At 63.3% G+C, this 20689-nt stretch carries 18 protein-coding genes and 1 pseudogene; 7 read left to right on the forward strand and 12 right to left on the reverse strand.

Features of this window, described 5'->3' with window-relative positions; translation table 11 throughout:
* Positions 1-23: 23 nt before the first annotated feature.
* The 9 genes from truB to P0D71_RS24880 form a co-directional block, all read right to left on the reverse strand.
* A complete protein-coding gene (gene truB / locus P0D71_RS24840) occupies positions 24-959 on the reverse strand; it encodes a tRNA pseudouridine(55) synthase TruB (protein ID WP_091794900.1) in 936 nt (311 codons plus the stop codon).
* Positions 960-1063: 104 nt separating this feature from the next.
* Positions 1064-1429, reverse strand: a complete 366-nt coding sequence (rbfA, locus tag P0D71_RS24845) for a 30S ribosome-binding factor RbfA (RefSeq protein WP_042324072.1) — start codon at positions 1427-1429, stop codon at positions 1064-1066.
* Between the two features lie 346 nt (positions 1430-1775).
* Entirely contained in the window at positions 1776-4739 is a 2964-nt protein-coding gene (gene infB / locus P0D71_RS24850) for a translation initiation factor IF-2 (protein WP_408482590.1), read from the reverse strand.
* 93 nt (positions 4740-4832) lie between these two features.
* Positions 4833-6308, reverse strand: coding sequence for a transcription termination factor NusA (nusA, locus tag P0D71_RS24855; RefSeq protein ID WP_091794906.1), 1476 nt, complete (start codon positions 6306-6308; stop codon positions 4833-4835).
* Complete coding sequence (gene rimP, locus P0D71_RS24860) at positions 6305-6763, reverse strand: ribosome maturation factor RimP (RefSeq protein WP_064269683.1); 459 nt, start codon at positions 6761-6763, stop codon at positions 6305-6307. Before rimP ends, nusA begins: the two co-directional genes overlap by 4 nt.
* A gap of 536 nt (positions 6764-7299) precedes the next feature.
* Positions 7300-9186, reverse strand: a complete 1887-nt coding sequence (gene rluB / locus P0D71_RS24865) for a 23S rRNA pseudouridine(2605) synthase RluB (RefSeq protein WP_408482592.1) — start codon at positions 9184-9186, stop codon at positions 7300-7302.
* A 64-nt stretch (positions 9187-9250) separates the two neighbouring features.
* Positions 9251-10465, reverse strand: coding sequence for an SMC-Scp complex subunit ScpB (gene scpB, locus P0D71_RS24870; protein WP_408482594.1), 1215 nt, complete (start codon positions 10463-10465; stop codon positions 9251-9253).
* Positions 10466-10835: 370 nt separating this feature from the next.
* The gene (locus P0D71_RS24875) at positions 10836-12131 is read right to left on the reverse strand and encodes a pyridoxal phosphate-dependent aminotransferase (protein ID WP_408482596.1); all 1296 of its coding nucleotides are present in this window, start codon (positions 12129-12131) and stop codon (positions 10836-10838) included.
* 77 nt (positions 12132-12208) lie between these two features.
* Positions 12209-13111 carry a LysR family transcriptional regulator gene (locus P0D71_RS24880; RefSeq protein WP_408293608.1) on the reverse strand — a complete coding sequence of 301 codons (903 nt, stop codon included), beginning with the start codon at positions 13109-13111 and terminating at the stop codon, positions 12209-12211.
* Positions 13112-13520: 409 nt separating this feature from the next.
* Between P0D71_RS24880 and P0D71_RS24885 the strand changes: the two are divergent.
* Both P0D71_RS24885 and P0D71_RS24890 read left to right on the forward strand, forming a co-directional pair.
* Positions 13521-13916 (forward strand): annotated as a pseudogene (locus P0D71_RS24885) (transposase); the annotation flags it as partial.
* A 303-nt stretch (positions 13917-14219) separates the two neighbouring features.
* Positions 14220-14474, forward strand: coding sequence for a hypothetical protein (locus P0D71_RS24890; RefSeq protein WP_408186033.1), 255 nt, complete (start codon positions 14220-14222; stop codon positions 14472-14474).
* 381 nt (positions 14475-14855) lie between these two features.
* Here P0D71_RS24890 and P0D71_RS24895 read toward each other — a convergent pair whose 3' ends face one another.
* Entirely contained in the window at positions 14856-15179 is a 324-nt protein-coding gene (locus P0D71_RS24895) for a hypothetical protein (protein ID WP_091794922.1), read from the reverse strand.
* A 266-nt stretch (positions 15180-15445) separates the two neighbouring features.
* On the opposite strand from P0D71_RS24895, the gene P0D71_RS24900 reads away from it, so the two are divergent.
* The 3 genes from P0D71_RS24900 to P0D71_RS24910 all read left to right on the forward strand — a co-directional run bounded on the left by P0D71_RS24900 (position 15446) and on the right by P0D71_RS24910 (position 17186).
* Positions 15446-16162, forward strand: a complete 717-nt coding sequence (locus P0D71_RS24900; RefSeq protein ID WP_408482597.1) for a YdcF family protein — start codon at positions 15446-15448, stop codon at positions 16160-16162.
* Between the two features lie 247 nt (positions 16163-16409).
* A complete protein-coding gene (locus P0D71_RS24905) occupies positions 16410-16649 on the forward strand; it encodes a hypothetical protein (protein WP_408186035.1) in 240 nt (79 codons plus the stop codon).
* Between the two features lie 279 nt (positions 16650-16928).
* Positions 16929-17186 (forward strand): hypothetical protein, encoded by a 258-nt coding sequence (locus tag P0D71_RS24910; RefSeq protein ID WP_007182306.1) that lies wholly within the window; start codon positions 16929-16931, stop codon positions 17184-17186.
* Positions 17187-17272: 86 nt separating this feature from the next.
* Here the strand turns inward: P0D71_RS24910 and P0D71_RS24915 are convergent, their stop codons facing one another.
* Positions 17273-17563 carry a putative quinol monooxygenase gene (locus P0D71_RS24915; RefSeq protein ID WP_408186814.1) on the reverse strand — a complete coding sequence of 97 codons (291 nt, stop codon included), beginning with the start codon at positions 17561-17563 and terminating at the stop codon, positions 17273-17275.
* A gap of 546 nt (positions 17564-18109) precedes the next feature.
* Here P0D71_RS24915 and P0D71_RS24920 point away from each other — a divergent pair.
* The gene (locus P0D71_RS24920; RefSeq protein WP_408482599.1) at positions 18110-19429 is read left to right on the forward strand and encodes an EAL domain-containing protein; all 1320 of its coding nucleotides are present in this window, start codon (positions 18110-18112) and stop codon (positions 19427-19429) included.
* Here the strand turns inward: P0D71_RS24920 and arfB are convergent.
* Complete coding sequence (arfB, locus tag P0D71_RS24925) at positions 19426-19830, reverse strand: alternative ribosome rescue aminoacyl-tRNA hydrolase ArfB (RefSeq protein ID WP_091794934.1); 405 nt, start codon at positions 19828-19830, stop codon at positions 19426-19428. The two genes, P0D71_RS24920 and arfB, sit on opposite strands and share 4 nt — an antisense overlap.
* Before the next feature lie 151 nt (positions 19831-19981).
* On the opposite strand from arfB, the gene P0D71_RS24930 reads away from it, so the two are divergent.
* Positions 19982-20623: a VC0807 family protein gene (locus tag P0D71_RS24930; protein ID WP_408482601.1), complete on the forward strand. Its 642-nt coding sequence runs from the start codon at positions 19982-19984 to the stop codon at positions 20621-20623.
* The last annotated feature ends 66 nt before the right edge of the window (positions 20624-20689 follow it).

The raw sequence follows: 20689 nt of genomic DNA on the forward strand, positions 1-20689 counted from the left end.
TCTGCCCAACGTCCAGAAGGCTTTCAGCTCGCCGTAGTGACGACCAACCGTTCCGGCGCCAGCACGCCTTCGCCTTGCTTCGCGACACCCAGCAGACGCCCCTGCGCGGCATACACCCGAACGCGCGGCGCATTCAATGCTTCGCCTGTGATATCCAGTTCGGACAGTTTCAACCGCTGACCGTGCAGGAAGCGGCGCGTCGCGTCTTCGTTAAGCTGGACGAGCGGGAAGGTGGACAGCAATGCGTCCACCGGTTGCAGCCACGCGTCGCGCTCGCCTTCCGTTGCATCGGACAATGCGTCGAGCGTCACCGAATTTTCAAGCGTCAGCGCGCCGACGCCCGTGCGCCGCAGCGCCACCAGATGCGCGCCGCAACCCAACGCTTCGCCGATATCCTCGGCCAGCGTGCGCACATAGGTGCCCTTGCTGCAGGTCACGCGAAACGTCACGTCCGGCAACGCGCAACTGAGCAGATCGAGCTTCAGGATCGTCACCTGGCGCCCTTCCCGCTCCACCGTCTGGCCGGCACGCGCATATTCGTACAGCGGCTTGCCGTCACGCTTGAGCGCCGAATACATTGGCGGAACCTGAGTGATTTCGCCGAGGAATGTGGGCAGAACCGCTTGAATCGCCGCCTCGTCGCAGGTTACTTCGCGCGTGTCGATGGCTTCGCCCTCGGCGTCGCCGGTGGTCGTGCGAATGCCGAGGCGCATGGTGGCCTCATACGTCTTGTCGGCTTCGAGCAGGTCTTGCGAAAACTTCGTGGCTTCGCCGAAACAAAGCGGCAGCAAGCCAGTCGCGAGTGGATCGAGCGTACCGGTGTGGCCCGCTTTTTTTGCCAGATAAAGACGCTTCGCGCGAATCAGCGCGTCGTTGCTCGACAGGCCGAGCGGCTTGTCGAGCAACAGGACGCCATCGAGCGCGCGGCGCGGCACGCGGGGGCGTTGAGATGCGGTCATGTCGGAGGGACGAAATCTTCGATAAATACGGAAAACAGCGACGGAAACAACGCTGAGCGCAGGGCCACTCAGGCATGGCAGCGAGAGCCGCGGCTACAGCGCGCTCAGTCTTCTTTCGCGCGATTCGCGTTCGCCTCGTCGATCAGACGCGACATTTCGACGGCTCGCTCGATCGTCTTGTCGTAATGGAAATGCAGCGTCGGCACGGTGTGGATATGCAGGCGCTTGAACAGCTGATTGTGCAGATGCCCGGCGGCATGCGTGAGCGCTTCGAGCGTCTGTTGCGGGTCGCCCGTGAGCGTCGTGAAATAGACCTTGGCGTGCGCGTAGTCCGGCGTCAGCTCGACACTTTGAATCGTGACGATGCCGATGCGCGGATCCTTGACCTCGCGCAGCAGCTCGGACAAATCGCGCTGGATCTGATCGGCGATCTGCACGTTGCGATTGGGGGAAGAACGTTTTTTAGGCATGGTGTGATGTGATCCGCCTTAACGGATGCAAAAAATGGTTCGCGCTAGCGCGGTGCGGGCTGTCCTTCCGGGCGGCATTCAGGCGGCCGGGAGAACCGGAAGCTCGACAGCGGGCTGTTACGCGGCGACCGGCGTCAGAGCGTGAAAGAGCGCGGTAAACCGGGAACAAAAGCGCGGGAACAAACGCGCGGCAACCAACGCATAGCAGCAAAGCACGACAGCAAAGCACGACAGCAAAGCGTGGCGCCGAAGCGCGGCAATCACGCGGAACAACGTGCGGCGCCAAAAACAACGGGCGGAGCGGGCGTTAAAGCCCGCTCCGCCCCTTTGAGCCGTGCCGCGTAAATTACAGCGAACGCGCGACTTCGGTGATCTCGAAGACTTCGAACTGATCGCCTTCGACGATATCGTTGAAGTTCTTGATCGACATACCGCACTCGAAGCCCTGACGGACTTCCTTCACGTCGTCCTTGAAGCGCTTGAGCGAATCGAGTTCGCCCGTGAAGATGACGACGTTGTTGCGCAGCACGCGCACCGACGACGAGCGCTTGACGAAACCGTCCGTGACCATACAACCGGCCACCGCGCCGATCTTCGGTACCTTGAAGACCTGACGCACTTCGACCGTACCCGTCACGACTTCGCGCTTCTCCGGTGCCAGCATGCCCGACATCGCGGCCTTCACGTCATCCACTGCGTCATAGATGATGTTGTAGTAGCGAATATCGACGCCGTTGGCTTCCGCCAGCTTGCGAGCCTGCGCATCCGCACGGGTGTTAAAGCCGATGATGACAGCCTTCGAAGCCGTTGCAAGGTTGACGTCGGACTCGCTGATGCCACCCACGGCGCCGTGCACGATCTGCACGCGGACTTCGTCGGTGGACAGTTTGAGCAGCGACTGCACCAGCGCCTCCTGCGAACCCTGCACGTCGGCCTTGACGATGAGCGGCATGTACGCCACTTCGCCTTCGCCCATCTGTTCCAGCATGTTCTCGAGCTTCGCCGCCTGTTGCTTGGCCAGCTTGACGTCGCGGAACTTGCCTTGACGGAACAGCGCGACTTCACGCGCCTTGCGGTCGTCCGGCATGACGATGACTTCCTCGCCAGCTTGCGGGACTTCCGACAGACCCTGAATTTCGACCGGGATCGACGGACCGGCCGACTTGGTCGGCTTGCCGGTCTCGTCGAGCATGGCTCGCACGCGACCGTAAGCGCTACCTGCCAGCACCACGTCTCCGCGGTTCAGCGTACCCGACTGGACCAGGATCGTTGCAACCGGACCCTTACCCTTGTCGAGCTTCGCTTCGATGACGAGACCCTTGGCCGGCGCTTCGACCGGTGCCTTCAGTTCCAGCACTTCGGCTTGCAGCAGCACGTTTTCGAGCAGATCGTCGATGCCCGCGCCGGTTTTAGCCGACACCGACACGAACGGCGAATCGCCACCGTATTCTTCCGGCACGACGCCTTCAGCGACGAGTTCCTGCTTGACGCGCTCCGGATTCGCATCCGGCTTGTCGATCTTGTTGATCGCGACGACGAGCGGCACGCCGCCTGCCTTCGCGTGGGCAATGGCTTCCTTCGTCTGCGGCATGACGCCGTCGTCGGCAGCCACCACCAGAATCACGATGTCGGTTGCCTTCGCACCGCGAGCACGCATAGCCGTAAAGGCTTCGTGGCCCGGCGTGTCGAGGAAGGTGATAACGCCACGCGGCGTTTCGACGTGGTAAGCGCCGATGTGCTGCGTAATGCCGCCCGCTTCACCCGCTGCGACCTTGGCGCGGCGAATGTAATCGAGCAGCGACGTCTTGCCGTGGTCGACGTGACCCATGACCGTGACGACCGGCGGACGCGGCAGTGCTTCCGCATCGGACACTTCGCCTTCGACCAGCATGGCTTCCGGATCGTCCAGCTTGGCCGCAACCGCGTGGTGGCCCAGTTCTTCGACGATGATCATCGCCGTTTCCTGGTCCAGCATCTGGTTGATCGTGACCATCTGGCCGAGCTTCATCATCGACTTGATGACTTCCGACGCCTTCACCGCCATCTTGTGCGCCAGATCGGCGACCGTGATGGTTTCCGGCACGTGCACTTCACGCACGATCGGCTCGGTCGGTGCCTGGAACGTGGTGCTTTGATCCTGATGCTTGCCGCGACCCTTCGGGCCACCGCGCCAGCCACGATCGACACCGCCGCTCGAATCGCCACGCGTCTTGATACCGCGGCGCTTCGCTGCGTCGTCCTGCCAGCCGCCCTTGCCGCCGCCCGGCTTCTTCTTGTCGCCGGCGGAAGGCGTGGTCGTGGCAGCCGGAGCCGCAGCAGCCGGTTTCTTGGCTGCCGGACGTGCCGCTGCTTCACCCGCCGGACGCGCCGGCTTGTGCAGCGTGCCCTTGGCTTCCGCGGCCTTGGCCGGCTCGGCGGGCTTCGGTGCCGGTTCCGGCGCTTTGACCTGCGCCTTGCGCGGCGTGTTCATCATTTCGCGAATCGCGCGTGCTTCGGCTTCAGCCGCGGCACGACGCTTGGCGATTTCTTCCTGCTCGGCACGCGCTTTCTCAGCAGCCTGACGCGCTGCGTCTTCCGCCTTCTTCGCGGCTTCGCGTTGCGCGGCACGCTCTGCAGCTGCGCGCTCGTCGTCCTGCTCGTTAACTTTGGCGACTACCGGTTCCGCGGCCTTAGCCACCACCGGCTCGGCCTTCGCGGCCGCCAGCTGCGCAGCTTGCGCCGGCTTCGCAGCCTGTGCCTGCTGCTCGCGAGCTGCCGCCTCGGCCGCTGCGCGCTTCTTCGCTGCTTCTTCTTCCGCACGGCGACGCTCGGCTTCGGCAGCCGCTTCACGCGCCTGACGTTCCGCTTCTTCGCGTTCGAGTTGTTCCTGGCGCGCCTTCAGCTCCTGAGCCTGCTTTTCGAGCAGTTCGGCTTCGTGACGAGCTTCCTCTTCACGACGCTGGAGTTCGAGATCGTCGACGTCGGCCTCGGCCACATGATTCGATGCATCTCCGTTTTCGGCGGAGGTTTCGTCGCGGCGGACGAAGGTGCGCTTCTTGCGCACCTCGACCTGAATGGTGCGAGCTTTGCCCGTCGCATCGGATTGCTTGATTTCCGACGTATGCCGTTTCGTCAGCGTGATCTTGCGCTTGTCAGCATCAGTCGAGCCGTGAGACTTGCGCAAGTGGTCGAGCAGACGCGCCTTGTCCGTTTCGGACAAGCTGTCGTCTTCGCTCGCTTTTGTGACGCCTGCTGCCTGCAGCTGCTCAAGCAGCACGCCTGCAGGCATTTTCAGTTCCGCGGCAAATTGGGCTACGTTGTTACTCGCCATTCATTCCTCTTAATGCAAGGACCGATTCCTTGCGGTTAGCATCGGGTCATGCGGCCTGACGGCCGCTTCAATTTAGTGCGCCATGGTCATTTCTCACTGGAACCAGTGTTCACGTGCTTTCATGATCAACGCCTTAGCGGCATCCTCTTCCATTCCGGTCATCTCGACCAGTTCATCCACAGCCAGCTCGGCGAGTTCGTCGCGCGTCTGGATCTGATGTTCGGCCAGCTTGGCGAGCAGGTCGGCGTCCATGCCGTCCAGGCTCTTCAGGTCGAGCGCTACATTTTCGACCTTTTCTTCATTCGCGATCGCCAGCGTCAACAGCGCGTCGCGCGAGCGATTACGCAGTTCGTGAACAGTGTCTTCGTCGAATGCTTCGATTTCGAGCATTTCGTTGAGCGGCACATAAGCGATCTCTTCGAGGCTCGTAAAGCCTTCGTCGATCAGGATGTCGGCCACTTCTTCGTCGACATCGAGACGCGCCATGAACAGGTCACGCAGTACGCCGCGCTCCTGATTCTGCTTTTGCGCAGATTCGTCCGGCGTCATGATGTTGATCTGCCAGCCGGTGAGTTCGCTGGCAAGACGCACGTTCTGGCCGCTGCGGCCGATCGCGACCGCCAGTTCGTTTTCGTCTACGACGACGTCCATCGAATGCTTTTCTTCATCGACGACGATCGATTGGACGGCTGCCGGCGCGAGGGCGCCGATCACAAACTGAGCGGGATCCTCCGACCATAGCACGATGTCGACGTTTTCGCCACCGAGCTCGTTACGCACCGCCTGCACGCGCGAGCCGCGGATGCCGACGCAAGTGCCGATCGGATCGATGCGCTTGTCGTACGCGACCACGCCGATCTTGGCGCGCACGCCCGGATCCCGCGCGGCCGCCTTGATTTCCAGCAGACCTTGCTCGATTTCCGGCACTTCCATCTCGAACAGCTTCATCAGGAATTCGGGCGCCGTACGCGACAGTTCGATCTGCGGACCGCGCGCGGTGCGATCGACCTTCGCGATATAGGCACGCACGCGGTCGCCCACGCGCAGGTTTTCCTTCGGAATCAGCTGATCGCGGCGCAGCAGCGCTTCGACACGGCCGGTTTCGACGATGAAGTTGCCCTTATCCAGGCGCTTCACCGAGCCGGTCATGATGTGCTCGCCGCGCTCGAGGAAGTCGTTCAGGATCTGTTCGCGTTCGGCGTCGCGCACCTTCTGCAGGATCACCTGCTTGGCAGCCTGCGCGCCGATCCGGCCGAATTCGATCGACGGCACCGGTTCTTCGATGAACTCGTCGAGTTGAATCTCGGGCTTCTGTTCGCGTGCTTCGAACAGCAGAATTTCCTGATCCGGTTCCTGCAAACCGGCTTCGTCCGGCACCACTTTCCAGCGGCGAAACGTTTCGTGCTCGCCGCTTTCACGGTCGATATGGACGCGGATATCCGCATCTTCTTCGAAGAGTTTCTTGGAGGCCGAAGCGAGAGCCGCTTCGAGCGCGGCAAATACCACGTCTTTGTCGACATTCTTCTCGCGTGCCAGCGCATCCACCAGCATCAACACTTCGCGACTCATTGTTTGCGGCTCCTAAAGTCAACTTTCGGAACGAGGCGTGCCTTGTCCATGTCCGCGAGCGTGAAATCGAGCATCGCGGCGCCTTCCTTCCCTTCAAATTCCAGACCGATCGTCTCGCCTTGCGGAGCATGCAGGATGCCCCGGTACGATTTCCGTCCGTCCAATGGCTTTTTCAATGTGATTACCACTTCGCTGCCTGCGAAGCGTTCGAAATCCGCCAGTTTCTTCAGCGGGCGGTCGAGACCCGGCGACGACACTTCAAGCCGCTCGTAATCGATATTTTCGACCGTCAGAACGTGCTGGAGCTGACGCGTGACTTTCTCGCAGTCTTCGATCGCGATGCCGGCCGGCTGGTCGATATAGATACACATCATGCCGCGGCCGGTGCGCTCGAAGTCGACGAGCTCGTAGCCGAGTCCCACGACCGTGGTTTCAATCAGTTCCGTCAGTTGCACAATGCCCTCTTAGATGTTCGCGCAGCGAGCCTGCCGCCTGTTCTGCAAACAACCAATGCGGGCCGCGCGCCAAGCCGGCGCACGTTCGTGCTACCCGAGATGCCGAACCACTGAGAACTGAGCGGCAAAAAAAAATGGGCTAAACGCCCATCATCTTATTACCGGTGGTCGCACCTGAGCCGCACATAAAAAGCCGCACGCCCAGCGACTTCGCGATTGTAGCCATTTTTCAGGACAAACGCAAACCGCAAAGCGCCGCCCAACGCGCATTTCAGCTTGATTTCACGGGAATCTTTCCACGATATGGCGGCCGTTCAGGCCTTTTGCAAGACGGCTCGGGCCGCCTCGGATCCACGCCGGACAAGCCGGGCAAGTGAAATCTGCCCCCACTTCCGTCCAGGCTGCGGTTTTATGTGCCGCAAGAAAATTGCAAAGCAACGCGAACCTGGAGAGCGCGTCGATCGACCACGGCGGCGACTCACGAAAATCGTTGAAAAACGATTCAGCGGCCGGCCGCCATGCATGACTCGCTTACTTTAACGGCCGCGCGAACGGCCGCGCGGCGCGCCACCGCCGCGATTGGCGCCGCCCGGGTTGGCATTGCCGCCACCCGCGCGGTTGGCGTTGCCACCGCGATTGCCGCCCGGCCCGCGGCTACCGCCGCCATTGCCGGGATTGGCACCCGCACCGCCGGGACGCTTGCCGCCCGCCGCACGATTGCCATTGCCCGACGGCGCACGATTACCGTCGACCTCCCGCCCGCCGCGCGGGCCGCCCGCACCGCCGCCCATCGGACCGCCGAGCCCACTCGCGCCGCGGCCGGCACCGCGATTGCCGTAACCGCCACCGCCAAAGCCGCCGCCGCTCGCACCGCCACCGAATCCACCACCCGCCGCACCACGGCGGCCTTGGCCGCGCGGTTGCTGCTGCTCGAAACGGCTATGCGACATCAACACGGGCTCACGGTTGATGAAGCCCATCGACGTCTGCATCGGATCCGGCTGCTTACGCTCCGGCGCTTCGCGGCGGCTGCCCTTGTCTTCGGTCGGCGCCTTCAGGCCCACCGACGCCATCAGCGCACGCACCTGGTTGTCTTCGAGCTCTTCCCAGCGGCCGCGCTTGAGGCCCTTCGGCAGCGAAATCGGGCCGTGACGGGTGCGGATCAAACGGCTGACCATCAGGCCGGCCGCTTCGAACATGCGACGCACTTCGCGGTTACGCCCTTCGGCGAGCGCGACGTGATACCAGTGATTCGTGCCTTCGCCGCCACCGTCGCGAATCCGCAGGAAGTTTGCCGGGCCGTCGTCCAGTTCGACGCCGTGCAGCAGCTTCTGGCGCATGCCTTCCGCCAGTTCGCCGACCACCCGCACCGCATATTCACGCTCGACGCTGTAACGCGGGTGCATGAAACGGTTCGCCAGATCGCCTGACGTGGTCAGCATCAGCAGACCTTCCGTATTGAAGTCGAGACGGCCGACCGCGAGCCACTTGGCGGTTTTCATCGGCGGCAGTTTGTCGAACACCGAAGGACGGCCTTCCGGATCGGCATGGCTGACGATTTCGCCGGTCGGTTTGTGATACAGCAGCACGCGCGGCGGCTTGTTGGCGAGCTTGCGCTTGACCGGCTTGCCGTTGATGCGAACCTGGTCGGTCGGCATGATGCGCTGGCCGATGTGAGCCGGCTCGCCATTTACCGACACGCGGCCGGCGACAATCAGCTCTTCCATGTCGCGACGCGAACCCATGCCTGCCTCGGCCAGCACCTTGTGCAACTTCGGTGCGTCGTCATCCGCTGCCAGCACGCGCTTGGGCGCGGCCGGCTTGCCACGGCGCAGCATCGGCGCGCGCACGCCACCGGTGGCGCTGTTGTCCGCGTCGAACGCGGGCGATGTGACGTACGAGAACAGATCGTCCTGACCGGCTTCCGCCGCAGCCGCCGGCGCTTCACCGCCGCGGCGGTTCTGACGCTGGCCGCCCTCGCGCGGCTGACGCTCGCGCTGACCTTCACGAGGCGCACCTTCGCGTTGACCCTCACGAGGCGCTCCTTCACGCGGTGCGCCCTCGCGGCGCGCGCCGCCCGCATTGCGGCGTGACCCCTGACCCTTCGCGCCGGCATCTTTGCGCGGCATACGCACTTGCGCGACGACCTCGCCGTCCGGCGGCGCCTCGCTGACAACCGGCGCCTCTTGCGCGGGGCCGCCTTCGGCGCCCTTCGTCTTCGCGCCGGCGCGGCGCCGGGCGATCAGGCTGCGCGGACCGCGACGCAGGCCGCGGCGCGGACGGTCTTCACCGTCTGCTTCCGTGGTCTGCGCCGGGCGCTCGCCCTCGCCTGCCGACGCTTGCGTGGTGCGCGTTTCGTCAGCGCGAGCCGACGGCACGGCGCGCTCGGATTCGGACGAATCGGTGTCGTGGGTATGTGTCAAAACAACCTCAAAATGTCAGGTCGCGCACGCCCGTTGCGGGCGTGGCAAAAAAAGTTCGGTTACGTCAGGCGCTGCGCGACTCAGGTTCGTCGTCGGTCAGAACGCCCGCGTCCTGCGCCGCATCGCGACGATCCTCAGGATCGCCGTGCGCCGCCTTGGTCGGGTTCGGCTCGGCGGCGTGCTCCGTATTGCGGAGTACGCCCGAGTCGTGCGCGGGTATTGCCGGATCGGTCTGGGAGACCGGATCGTGATTCTGTGCGGACCCGGCGGTGCCGGTCTGCGGTGCAACGTTTTCCGCGTGCGCCGTTTCAGCATGATCCTGCGCGGCTGGCTCACCCATCCCGTCCGGATGCAAGCCGGATGCGGGTGCGGTATCCACTGCGCTGTCAGTCGCTTCGGCCGCCTGCACTGCTTCCATCGGCTCAGCGTGCTGCTTTTGATGCAATTCAGCGAATCCGTCAGCGATTTCCGCTCCGGGCGCCTCGCCTGATGTTTCGAGCTGGTTGGCACCGGCATGGCTACCGGCGTCCGCGTCCGCCTCTACGGCATCGAACTGCGGCGCTTCGCCCACGGCCTTAGCAATAGCCTGAGGTTGACCACTAGCGGCCGAGTCGATAACCTCGCCCGCAGCGGCACTTTCATCTACCACGCCGGAATCCACCGGCTCTCCGAGCGTGCCCTCTTCGCCCGACGCCAACGCTTGCGCGGCGTCGGCGTCAGCGAACTCGATCGCATGCTGGCCGAGCAGATCCGCGTTCAACTGCGCCGACGGGTCCGCGAGCGGCGGCAATTCGTCGAGCGCTTTCAGCCCGAGGTCGTCGAGAAACTGCCGTGTCGTCGCATACAGCGCGGGACGGCCCGGCACGTCACGATGACCGATCACTTCGATCCAGTTGCGGTCTTCGAGCTGCTTGACGACCTGCGTATTCACCGTGACGCCGCGAATTTCTTCGATATCGCCACGCGTGACCGGTTGCCGGTAGGCAATGATCGCGAGCGTTTCGAGCACCGCGCGCGAATATTTCGGCGGTTTCTCAGGATGCAAGCGATCCAGATACGAACGCATTGCGGGCTTGCTTTGAAACCGCCAGCCCGACGCCAGCCCGACCAACTCCACACCGCGCCCAGACCAATCCTGCTTGAGGTCTTCGAGCAAATTCCGAACGGTGTCTGCCGACACGCCGTCGGCAAAGAGCTTGCGCAACTCGCCGAGCTTTAACGGCTCCTGCGCGCAGATCAAGGCAGTCTCGAGGACGATCTTCGCCTCTTGGGTATTCATGCAGCTAGGTCAGACCCTGTGGTCAAAGAACCGGATCAAACAGACGATGTGGAACTGAAGACGCGCTCGCCCGATTCTGATCGGTCATATTGATGGGAGCACGCACCGGGGGGAGGCGAAACAGACAATCGAACCAAACCCAGCCGGACGGAGCAGCGATATTCCTGAAAGGAATCGCGTGACTGAGCGCCATATTACGCAAAAACAATCAGTGCGTAAAGATGAAATCCCCCGCGCATTTTCCGGCCTCGCCTTGGCGGGCGTGCTTTAGTGAAAAAGCGGGCTTAATTGGACGGAAACCCGCTTTCTTCGGTTGTTCTTCTCCCGGTTTGCTCAATAGTGTTTTGCGCGGCCACCTTGCGGCAGGCGCTCAGCGGTCCGTCGTGTGGCTCGCGAGGAACCGCTTCAGGCGCTCGACGCCCGCGTCCAGCCGCGCCGTGTCGCAGGCATAGCACCAGCGGACGAAGCCCTCGCCCTGCGGGCCGAACGCGCTGCCCGGCGCCACGCCGAGCCCCACCTCACGCACCATTGCCTTGCATAGCTCCAGACTGCGCGAGGCACCCGGCATCGAGAAAAACAGGTACATCGCGCCGGGCGGCGCCTTGACGTCCACCCCCGGCACTGTGGAAAGCGCGCGCACCAGATGATCGCGCGACGCTTTCAGGTCCAGCACCAGTTCCTGCGTGAAGGCTTCGCCCTGCTCGATGGCCGCGATGCCGGCTTGCTGAACGAAGGCCGGCGCGCACGAGGTGTTGTACTCGACGAGCTTGCCCAAATCGTCCATCAACGAGGCGGGTGCGACGATCCAGCCGAGCCGCCAGCCCGTCATCAGCCATGCCTTGGAAAAGGAATTGACGCAAATTACGCGCTCGTCGCGGGTAGCCAGGTCGAGGAACGACGGCGCGGTGAGCGAGGGCGCGGCGTTGGCGTTGGCGTTGGCGTTGGCGTTGGCGTTGGCGTTGGCGTTGGCGTTGGCATCGCCGTCCGCATAGTAGAGGCGCTCATAGACTTCGTCCGCCACGATCCAGATACCGTGGCGCCGACAATGCGCCAGCACCGCGCGCTGCTCGTCGCGACTCATCACCCAGCCGGTCGGATTGTTGGGCGAATTGATCAGCAACATCTTCGTGTCGGGCGTCAGCGCCGCGAGCAATTGCTCGAGGTCGAGTTGCCACCCGCGTTCGCCGTAGCCCAGCGCGACGGTTTCGACGTGCGCGCCGAGAATCTTCGGAATCTCGACCAGATTCGGCCAGAGCGGCGTAACCGCGACGACGCGGTCACCCGCGCCCACCACGAGCTGCGCCGCAAGCATCAACGCATTCACGCCCGCGCTCGTCACCGCGATGTGCTCCGGCGATGTCGCGCCGTGCAGCTTGCTGACGTAGCCCGCCAGCGCGGCGCGCAGCGGCGCGATGCCGAGATTGTGTGTGTAGAACGTCGCGCCCGCGGCGAGCGACGCGCTCGCCGCGTCGCGGATAAAGGCCGGCGTCACGCGGTCGGACTCGCCGAACCAGAATGGCAGAACGTCGTCGACGCCGAAACCGGCGTTGGCGACTTCGCGAATCTGCGAAGGACGCAGGTCGCGCACGGCGTCGCGCGCATTGGGGATAGCAGGGAAAAACGAATCCGTTTCGCTCATCGAGACTTCCAGACGGGTGGATGGCATGAATTGAAATGCAGCGGAGGCGACAGTTTAGCTTGGCGCTCCTTCTGGGGGCGGCGAGGCAGGCAGCGTTATCGTCACTAGCTCAAATCCTCCGCCCGCCCCGGCAATTGACGGATCAGCCCCCACACCGCCTCCGCAGCCGGCGACAGCGAGCGGTCCCGCCGCCGCACCAGTTCGACCGTGCGCTCGGCGCGCGGCACCAGCGGCCGGGCCACCAGCGAGGCGCCCGCCGGCAGCGGCAATGCCAGCCACGGCAGCACGCTCACACCGACGCCCGCCTCCACCAGCCCAAAAACGGTCGCGGAATGCCCCAGCTCCTGCACCACCGTGGCGCTCACGCCATATTCCTGCATCACGGCGTCGATGATCGGCCGGCTGCCCGATGCGTAGTCGAGCATCACCAGTTGCTGACCTTCCAGGTCCGTCCACGCGACCCGCTGCTGGGCGGCAAGAGGATGATCGTCGCGCGTGACGACGCAGAACGAATCCGTCATCAGCGATTCGCTAAGCAGATCGTCTGCGGCGAACGGGCCGATGATCACGCCGAAGTCGACCTCGCCCGACTTGACCTTGCGGACCACGTCGCTCTGCACGTCGTCACGCAGGCCCAGTGCGACGTAGGGAAACTGCTGGCCGCAGGCGGCCACCACGCGCGGCATGAGCCGGCACGCCACCGTCGGGCTGGCGGCCACCACGACGCGCCCGCGGCGCTGTTCACCGATTTCGCGGATCTCGCGCAGCGCGTCGTCCAGATCCGAGAGCAGACGCGACACGCTCGACACCAGGTTGCCGCCCACATCCGTGAGTTGCACCTCGCGGGTCGTGCGATCGATCAGCTTGAGACCGATCTCGCCCTCCAGTTCGCGCACGCAGCGGCTGACCGCTGACTGCGTCAGGCCGATTTCATCGCCCGCCCGGCTGAAGCTTTGCAGACGGGCGACCTCAATGAAAACCCTTAGCTGCCGCAGCGTGACATTCATTTACCAACCTCATCAATTGCATCATTTGATGCGTATTGTAAGGCGAAAGTCAGCACCACAATCGGTTTTAGTCATTGCGCTGCAATGCAGCAATAAGGCGCAAACGCACGCTGGCCGGGCCTGATTGCACAAGATTGGTGATTGTCCCGATTTGCGAGATGGGTTTTTTGGATTCTTATACGCCCCTAGCTAGCGCCCGCGCTGGCCCGCTGTCATGGGGCTTTCAGGCGGTTGGACTCAACTTGGCACACTTCCTGCATTTACATGCACACAAGGGTCGGCGCCATGATTCTGACTGCATAGCAGACCGTGGCAAGCCCGACCCTCCTTGGCACTCGCCTATCGAGTGCATGGAGAGTGCGCGGCGCGGGGCAGCGCACCGGAGTTAGCTTCGCTGAGGTGAAACATGATGCTGTTCGACGATTTGAGAGACAACGAGTGGGCGCTGGTCGAGGCGTTGTTCTGTGCGGAGCCAGCACGGAGCGAACGGCGCGGTCGACCACGCGTGGAAGCGCGCGCGGTTGTCAACGCCGTGCTGTGGGTGCTGTCGACGGGCGAAGGCTGGTCCAAACTGCCGGGCCGCTATCCGTCGCCGCCGACTTGCCGCCGTCGCTTCGACGAGTGGCAAGCCGATGGTACGCTCGCCGAAATAGTTAAGCGACTCGGCACGAGCGGCCGTGAAATTTCGCTGCGCGGCCGTATCGGCGCAACCGCAGCCAAACCGCCGGCACCGCCGAGCCGTGACCGCCTGCGCGGCGCATTCTGGACCAATCCGGAATCGTGGCGCGCTCCGGTCAAGATGGCCTGACGCGAACTGTTTGACCGCCGGGCGCTTGCGGGCACCCGGCGTTTATCCGATCCAGGTCGACGCGCGCCGCTGGTCTGCGCTCGCCGCATCTGTCATGGGCACCGCTCCTCGGCGCGCCCAACGCAGTCGTCCCCTCCTGCTACACCCAGCTAACTGTGCGCTGCTTCAGATGTCTGAAGCAGCGCGATAGTTGCGGGTGAAACATCCATTTACTATTACTTACAGCGTGCTTTCGCGACTGCGCATACCTTATACGTATGCAAACAGGCCTTGAGTCGATCGGCTTGACGGGAGCTCAGCATGAAACCAATGTCACTGCTTCTGTGCGGCATTGTCGTTTCATCAATGGCCGCACCGGCGCTTGCTCAGCAGCGCCAACAGGCATGGAACTGGCGGCCGGATCGTCCGGCTACCCTCGAAGCCTGGCAACAAAGCGATACGCGTGGCCGCGACTTCACGCCACCGGCGCCGCGCGGAGACTTGCGTGGCGATATCGCCAGTAACGTGCGCACGCGGCCGGAGGCGCCTCGGCAGGATCCCACGCGCCGGCGTTAATTAGTCAGCGCCTGTCAGCGCCTGGTCGGCGGTTAGCCAGCGTGAGCGCGGAAACGGTTCGCGAAAACGGTCCGTTATGTGCTCGCGCGAAGTTGTGCTTTTAGTTTATTGGGGGAACCACCCCGCCGAATGGCAGTCTGATTTAACGCCATTAGCACAGCGTGGCAGTAGTAATTCCGGTACGCCCGTATCCTCGCGATACGGGCTTTTTTTTGCGCGTCTCGCGCGGATGCGAAATGTATGCGCGTAGGGGCGTGCAAGACGCCCGACACGGCAGAATGTGCTGTGCGATTACCCGCTAGAAGCCGGACGGACACAGCAATGGGATCCCCGCCAGCCGCGTCAAGCGGCTGGGAAGGTACGCTTGGCAGCCCGCCGGACTTATGGCCGGACTTCGAGCGCGGCAGTAGGCCGCGTGTCGGCTGTGGCAACGACGTAGTCGTTCATTCGCTGTGCGGTCCAACTGAGCAGGCGCTCGTCGTGTGCAAGCCGCGCGAATTCCGCTCTACCGCGCTCAGTCAGCACGGCAATGTCGACCGGTGCGTGAAAACCCGGAGCCGGTGCGACAGTGCGCTGCCGAACGGTGTCCATCAAGCCCAGTGCGCGAAGATATTGGAAGACGCCGGGTCTTCTGGCCCATGGGACCTGGCGATATTGCGCCCGCCGCAGCGCTTCAAGTACCGCTTCGTTGGAATACGTGGTCATCTCACTTCTTTCTTAAAGTGCAGCTATGACACATCCATGCCCAACACGTCACCGCGCCACCAGTGACGCGCTCGGCACCCGCCCTTGGCTGGAAGCTGGCTGCGATTATCGCAGTCGAGTTCCGCCAGGTGCTGCCTGGTCTCGTTTTCGGAACCCCCGTCTGAACGGCATGTTAGCGTTCTGCCTACGAGCCGACGATGCAACCGCTGCGGCGCGATAGCAAGCCCATAGATTTGTCCCGAAAGACATACGTTACCCCATTTAAATTGATTCTATTCACTTTATTAGCGCTTTTTTTTGCAGCAATCGTGCTATGGAAGCGCGCCAGGCGCCCGCTCGCCGTCTGCACGGTTGCCCTGTTCTGGCTGCTTGCCGCCGGCTGGCTCACCGCGCCTTTGCTGCATCTGGCGCAACCGCGCTGGCAGACCGATACGCCCGCCCGGTTCGCGCCGCGCACCGCGATCATCATGCTCGGCGGCGGCACGACCTACGACGACCACACGCTCGTGCCTCCGCGTGACGTGATCGCGCGCATCTCGGCGAGTGCCGAAAACTATGCCGCCTGCAAACGCGCGGCGGCCATATGCCGTGTGATCGTGAGCGGCGGCAATCCGCAGCGGCACCTCGCGACGGAAGCCGATACCTATTTGCCTTATCTGTTGCGTGAGCAGGTGCCGCGCGCGGATATCGTGCTGGAAAACAGCAGCCTCACTACCTACGAAAACGCGCGCAACGTATCCGCCATTCTGGATGGCTCACGTTACGATTCGTTGATCCTCGTTACCTCCGCCTATCAGATGCCGCGCGCCCTGCTCGACTTCCACCGCTTCGGCCTCGCGCCACAACCGATGATCTCGAACGCGCGGCGCGCACGTCTTGGTGTACTGCCTCGGTATGACAACCTGGTGAGTGCGGAGATCGCGTTGCATGAGTTGATTGGCATCGCACAATTTCACGTGTATCGCGCAATCGGGTGGTTCTAGAATCCAGATGGCATTGAAAAGCCATTTATTTAGAAATGCGAAGGTTGTGGATCCGTGACGAAACATGATCGTGACTTATTCGCGAAGTCAGTCCGCATCGCGACCGCGCTCGGCGTAACAAGATGTAACGAATTGTCATCGCACTTACAAATCCGTCCGCTGGAGCGGATATTGCTGACTAGAATGCATTGTCTTTCCGTCTGGACAGGCAAGTACTCGGGTCCACAACCACTCTGCGGAGGTAGTAATGAAGAAAGTGTCCCTGGCGATCCTGGTTTCCCTCAGTGCCGTAACGGGCGCGGCTTATGCGCAGGACAACGGCGTCATGATGAGCACCGATCCGGCCAAGGCCGCCGACGTCGAGCAGCGCGCGCAAGATTTGCAAAACCGCCAGCAAGCAATGGAAAGCGCACCGGCCGCACCGATGAAACACCACAAGGGCGCCCCGCATCACAAAAAGGCGCCCAAGGCCGACGCCGGCTCCTAAGCACCGTTCACCCGACTCACCCGCGGCCGCGCCGCGATGGTGAAAAGCCGAAGCCAGCATCGCCGGTTTCGGCTTTTTTGTTGTCTAATGGTTTGGCGCGTGGTCTTTCGAAAGGTCTGGCGGAAAACTTGCGAGCCTCGCAGCAGGCCGGCGCGCCGGCCAGCCCCGAACATGCCGCTTAAGCCCTGCGGCGCGCGCCTGACGGTGTGCTAAAGTCGCGCACCGACCGGCGCCCAGCCGGAATCCCTAACCCGTGCGCACCCTGGTGCGGAGGACAGCATGAGCAACATCCAGCTTGATATCGAATGGACTGAAGCAGCATCTCGCAAAATCGAAAAACTGATGCCGCGCGGCGGTCAGGAGGCGTTTCTGGCGCTGCCGCCCGTCGAGTGCCTGCCGATGGAAGGCGACGTGCTGTTTCTTGGACCGGATGGCAAGCAGCAGCCGTTCATCGTCGCGGAACGGCAGTATCACCACGATGGCGATGCCGACTGGACCATCATCCTGATCCTCGACGTTCCGCAAGCCACGCATTGATCATCAGGTAGTCGTCAAACGGCGAGCGGGTTTCCGGCCGAACCGGCCCGGCAACCCGCTTGCCGTTATGCAACGTGTCCGCCCGTTCAGGCGATCTTCGACACGACGCGAATTTCAGCGTGCTCCACCCAATCCGCCACCGCTTTCCTGTAGGTCGCGATGTGCTCGGATTTCGCATGCGCTGCCAGTGCTTCCTGGCTTTCCCAACGCTCGACAAACACGAACCGGCGCGGCTCCTGCACGTCGCGGTGCAAGTCGTATTGAAGCGCTCCCTGCTCCTTGCGCGTCGGCCCGACCAGACCTTCGAGCGCCTGACGCAGTTGCTCTTCGTGCCCCGGCTTCGCCACCGAGATTGCGACCACCGCGATTTCCGACATGCCTAACCTCCGTTTCATTAAAAGCAGCAGCATACCGGGCGCCTACCAAACCTGCAGGACGCGGCTTCAAGGCACCGGCTTCGCGGTCCATGCCTGCGCTCTGCTGACCCGAAAACGCGCGCACGCATTCAAACGTCTAAGCCGCCCTCGCCTGGAGTTTGGCGGGTGTCCGCTCAGCGCCCTGTTACGCTCGATTTCATACATGCAAAAGATTGCGATGAAGGCAATCGGTTTTGCGCGCGGCATGTGGGCGCAGAACTCGCGCGGCGGGCCGGCGGCATCGTGCTGGATGGGCCTCGGGGAAAGGGTTTGCGGGGCGCCCGACATGTGCGCGAGTACGACCCCGCGTCTGTGATTACCCGCACATTCACGCGAATTGCAAACTGCTAGACTGGTTTTGACTAATCCGCCGGAGTCCAGCATGGCTGGCATTGCTCTCCGCGTTCCCGGGCTTTATCCGACCCGCCCTGCACACGTGGGGGCCGTGCCTCCGTTGCGCGCCGAATCGTCTGACGCGCCCCGTCACCCGCTTACCGCGATGCCGCCATGTCCGCACTCATGCCCGCCTTTATGCCATCCGTCAGCGAATTGACCCTGAGCGGCCTGCTCCCGCATCTGGTCCGGCACGAGTCCGGCTGGAGCGCGACGTGGCGCGCGCTGACTTTGCACAGCGTGTTCCAGCCGGTGCTCTCGGTCACGCACCAGCGCATCGTCGGTTATGAAGGACTGCTGCGCGCCTTCGACCCGGTCGGTTTGCCGGTCTCGCCAGAAGTGCTCTTCTCGGGCACCCGCTCGGCCGCCGACGCTCGTGAACTCGACCGTATCGCGCGCTGCCTGCATGTGGCGAACTTCATGGAGCAAGGCATCAGCACCGGGTGGCTGTTTCTGAATACGCGTCCACAGGTGTTCGAAACCGGCTGGCCGCAGCGCGCGTTCATCGACGAACTGTCGGCGCACTTCGGATTGCCTCAGGAGCGCATCGTGATCGAAGTGCTCGAGCAACCCGCCGACGACGAGTCCGCCGTCGCCAGCATGCTCGCCGCCTCGCAGCCGCGCGACTTCCTGATCGCGATCGACGACTTCGGCACCGGCTTCTCGAACTTCGACCGCGTATGGCGCTTCCGCCCCGACATCGTCAAACTCGACCGTTCGCTGGTCGCGCGCGCCGGCAGGCGCGAAGGCGACGATTCGATGATCAGCCACCTGATCGCGATGCTTCATCAATCAGGCACGCTGGTACTGGCTGAAGGCGTCGAAACCGACGAAGAATTGATGATCCTGATGGAAGCCGATGTGGATTTCGTCCAGGGTTTCTGGCTCGGTCAGCCGAAGAGCTCCGTGCAGGCGGCGTGCGCCGGCGTGCCGGCGCTGATCGAATCGATGTGGAGCAAGTTCGCCGACTACGAGCGCGAGCATGCCGGCCACCAGCGGCTGGGTTTCGAGGGTTTCGCCGAAGCAGTGCTGGCCGCCGCCGAGACCTACAAAACCACCGGCGATCTGCGCCAGGCGGCGCAAAAGGTGTGGCATCTGCCGGAGGCCCGCCGCGTGTTCATTACCGACGGACAAGGCGAACAAACCTTGCCCTCGGTCACGGCCGCCTCTGTGCCGCCGCCTCCGCTGCGGCTCGCGCCGCTCTATACCGACACGCGCAGCAACTGGTCGCGGCGCGCCTACTTCAAGCACGCGCTCGCCGCGCCGGGGCGCGTTGCGATGATGGGTCCGCACTATTCGCTTGCCGACGGTCAGGACTGCTACACCGCCGCCCTTGCATTCGAGCGTGACGGCACGCATGTGCTTTGCGTCGACTTCGTGCCGAGCGCCACCCTCCCCGACGTGCGCCCCGCGGGACGCGGCAGCAAGCGCTAATCGTCCACCCGGCCGCGGCCGGATTTGACCTCGCTGCGCTTGGCCTTGCTGTCGAGGCGCCGCAGGTTCGACGCGCGCGTCGGCCGGGTCGCCACGCGCTGCTTGCGCGTCACGCTGACGCTTTCGATCAGCTGATCGAGCCGCGCCAGCGCCGCCGCGCGATTCATGTCCTGAGTCCGATGCTCCTGCGCCTTGATGATCACGACGCCGTCACGCGTGAGCCGGTGATCGGACAGCGCAAGCAGGCGCATTTTCAACACTTCCGGCAACGACGAAGCGCGCACGTCGAAGCGCAGGTGGATGGCGCTTGAGACTTTGTTGACGTTCTGGCCGCCCGCTCCTTGCGCGCGCACTGCAGTCAGTTCGATTTCGTTCGACGGGATCGGATAGCGGGATGTCATGACACGAGATTGGGCTGGGAGACATGAGTGTACACAGTGCGCCCGAACGCCGATTATCGGCTATCGGGCGCGGCGGCCGATGCGAAAAACTATTTGCATCCGCACCGCCGCGTCATCGATACTGCGTTTTTCGCTTACGGCGTAAATTAACATGAAGCTTCGTCCGGCTTTTGTGCTCGAACTGGCCGTCAACTTTCTGTTGCCATGGCTCGCCTACCGTCTCGTGTTGCCGCATCTGGACGAGACCGGCGCGTTGATCGCGTCCGCCGTGCCGCCGATCGTCTGGAGCCTGGTTGAACTCGTGCGGTTTAGGCGCGTCGACGCGTTGAGCGTGATGGTGGTGGCCGGCATCGCGCTCTCGGTCGCGGCAATGGCGCTCGGCGGCAGTCCGCGCATGCTGCTGTTGCGCGAGTCGCTCGTATCCGGCGCGGTCGGCGTGGTGTTTCTGCTCTCGCTGCCCATGCGCCGTCCGCTGATCTTCTATCTCGCACGCGCCACCGTTGCCCGCGAAATGGAGGGCGGCGCCGCGCGCTTCGAAGCGCTGTGGCAGGAGCGGCCCGCGCTGGTCGCCGCGATCCGTCTGATGACGCTGGTGTGGGGCGTCGGCCTGACTGGCGAAACGGCGCTGCGTGCGTGGATGGCGCTCACCTGGCCGATCGAGCGCTTTCTGGTCGTTTCGCCGTTCATCGGCTACGGGATCTATGGCGGGCTGACGCTGTGGACGCTGTGGTATCGGAAGACCATGCGCGGGCGGGTTGACGCGCGCGTGCAATCGGGTGGCGCGGCTAGTTGAGGGTGTTCCACGCGCAATGCGTGGGGCTGCCGTTCTGCCGTTCTGCCGTTCTGCCGTTCTGCCGTT

Origin of the sequence: Paraburkholderia sp. RL17-383-BIF-A, from assembly GCF_046028015.1 — a bacterium.
Taxonomy (GTDB): Bacteria; Pseudomonadota; Gammaproteobacteria; order Burkholderiales; family Burkholderiaceae; genus Paraburkholderia.